Genomic DNA, 2,199 nt, shown 5'->3' with positions numbered 1-2,199 from the left:
GGTCGCTGTCCAGGCTGACGGCCGGCGCGCTGCTGCTGGCGATGGTCTCGATGCTGGGCTTTGCGGCCTTCAGCACGCAGCTGGGCGTGGCCTTCCCGCTGGCCTTCGTGATCGGTGCGGCACTGTTCGCAGCGATGGCCGGCCTGTATGCGGCCGCGCCGGTGGTGTTCGCCGCCGAAGTGCGGACCACCGGCCTGGGCTGGGCCATCGGCATCGGCCGGGTCGGTGCGATCCTCTCGCCACTCACGGTGGGTGTTCTGGTCGATGGTGGCTGGCAGCCGTCCTCGTTGTACGTGCTGTGCGCTGCGCCGCTGCTGCTGGCGGCATGGGCGTGCCTCGGCCTGCGCGTGGGCGTGGGTCAGAACCGGCGTTGAACCGATGGCCGGAGCACATCACTCAATGTGCGATTATCGAATCGAATGGCCGAATATCGCATTGACCGGGCGGCGTGCCATGGCGACCATGTCCGGGTCGTGTTTTCCCTTCGCAGTGGCCCTGCAGCGTGGCGGTGATGACCGCCGGCAGGCAGGGCAAGGAGCAATGCAGTGATCGACAAGAGCGTAGCCAGCGTGGAAGCAGCGGTGGCCGATATCCATGATGGCGCGACCGTGATGATCGGCGGCTTTGGCACTGCCGGCATGCCCGACGAGCTGATCGATGCGCTCATTGCACAGGGTGCGCGCGAGCTGACCATCATCAACAACAATGCAGGCAACGGCGATACCGGCCTGGCTGCGCTGATCAAGCACAAGCGCGTTCGCCGCATCGTCTGCTCCTTCCCGCGCCAGGCCGATTCGCAGCACTTCGACGCGGCCTACCGCGCCGGCGAGATCGAACTGGAGCTGGTGCCGCAGGGCAACCTGGCCGCGCGCATCCATGCGGCAGGTTCCGGGCTGGGCGCGGTCTTCACGCCCACCGGCTATGGCACGGAGCTGGCCCAGGGAAAGGAAACGCGCGAGATCGACGGTCGCCACTACGTGCTCGAGTACCCGCTGCATGCCGATTTCGCGCTGATCAAGGCCGAGCGCGGCGATCGCTGGGGCAACCTGGTGTATCGCCGGACTGCACGCAACTTCGGCCCGCTGATGGCGATGGCCGCACGTTGCACCATCGTGCAGGTGCGTGAGGTGGTGCCGCTGGGCGAACTGGACCCGGAGGCCGTGGTGACCCCCGGCATCTTCGTGCAGCGCGTGGTGCCGGTGGTCGTAGAAGGAGTGCAGGCATGAACAAGCTCAGCCGCGAACAGATGGCCGCGCGCGTGGCGCGCGATATTCCCGAAGGGGCCTACGTSAACCTGGGCATCGGCCTGCCGACCACGGTGGCCAACTTCCTGCCGGCGGACAAGGAGATACTGCTGCAGTCGGAAAACGGCCTGCTGGGCATGGGCCCGGCACCGGCGCCCGGCCAGGAAGACCCGGACCTGATCAATGCCGGCAAGCAGCCGGTTACCCTGCTGACCGGTGGCTGCTATTTCCACCACGCCGATTCGTTCGCGATGATGCGTGGCGGCCACCTCGACATCTGCGTGCTCGGCGCCTTCCAGGTCTCGGCACACGGTGACCTGGCCAACTGGAGCACCGGCGCCTCCGACGCGATTCCCGCCGTGGGCGGYGCMATGGACCTGGCCATCGGSGCCAAGCAGRYSTKSGTSATGATGGACCTGYTSACCAAGCAGGGYGMRAGCAAGYTGGTGSMSGAATGCAGCTATCCGCTGACCGGCCTGCGCTGCGTGTCGCGCGTGTATACCGATGTGGCGGTGTTCGACCTCGGCGCCGACGGCGCGACCGTGCTGGAAATGGTCGAGGGCGTGGACATCGATCAACTGCGTGAACTGACCGGCCTGCCGTTGGCACTGGCCGGGGGAGTCTGAAATGCCGCTGCACGAGACCTATATCGTCGATGGCATCCGCACCCCGATCGGCCGCTACGGCGGCGCGTTGTCCGGTGTGCGCGCCGACGACCTCGGCGCGATTCCGCTGAAGGCACTGCTGGCGCGCCACCCGCAGCTGGACCCGGCGCTGGTGGAGGACGTCTACCTGGGCTGTGCCAACCAGGCCGGTGAGGACAACCGCAACGTCGCCCGCATGAGCCTGCTGCTGGCCGGCCTGCCGGTGAGCGTGCCCGGCAGCACGATCAACCGCCTGTGCGGTTCGGGCCTGGATGCGATCGGCACCGTGGCCCGTGGCATTGCTGCCGGCG

The 2,199-nt window shown here is 67.5% G+C and carries 3 protein-coding genes and 1 pseudogene; all 4 read left to right on the top strand.

Going from position 1 to position 2,199, the window contains the following annotated elements:
- Positions 1-374, top strand: a pseudogene (locus AC1VAN_RS19470) (MFS transporter); the annotation flags it as partial.
- A gap of 171 nt (positions 375-545) precedes the next feature.
- Positions 546-1,226 (top strand): 3-oxoacid CoA-transferase subunit A, encoded by a 681-nt coding sequence (locus AC1VAN_RS19465; RefSeq protein ID WP_442252158.1) that lies wholly within the window; start codon positions 546-548, stop codon positions 1,224-1,226.
- A complete protein-coding gene (locus tag AC1VAN_RS19460) occupies positions 1,223-1,870 on the top strand; it encodes a 3-oxoacid CoA-transferase subunit B (protein ID WP_480986505.1) in 648 nt (215 codons plus the stop codon). The genes AC1VAN_RS19465 and AC1VAN_RS19460 overlap by 4 nt, the downstream gene beginning before the upstream one ends.
- A gap of 1 nt (position 1,871) precedes the next feature.
- Positions 1,872-2,199 (top strand): thiolase family protein (locus AC1VAN_RS19455; protein WP_480986504.1); only part of this gene is annotated, 328 nt, incomplete at its 3' end.

This window comes from Stenotrophomonas sp. 05L44_2 (assembly GCF_056665995.1).
The sequence above is the reverse complement of the archived record's forward strand: the minus strand, read 5'-3'. Positions and strand labels throughout refer to the sequence as shown.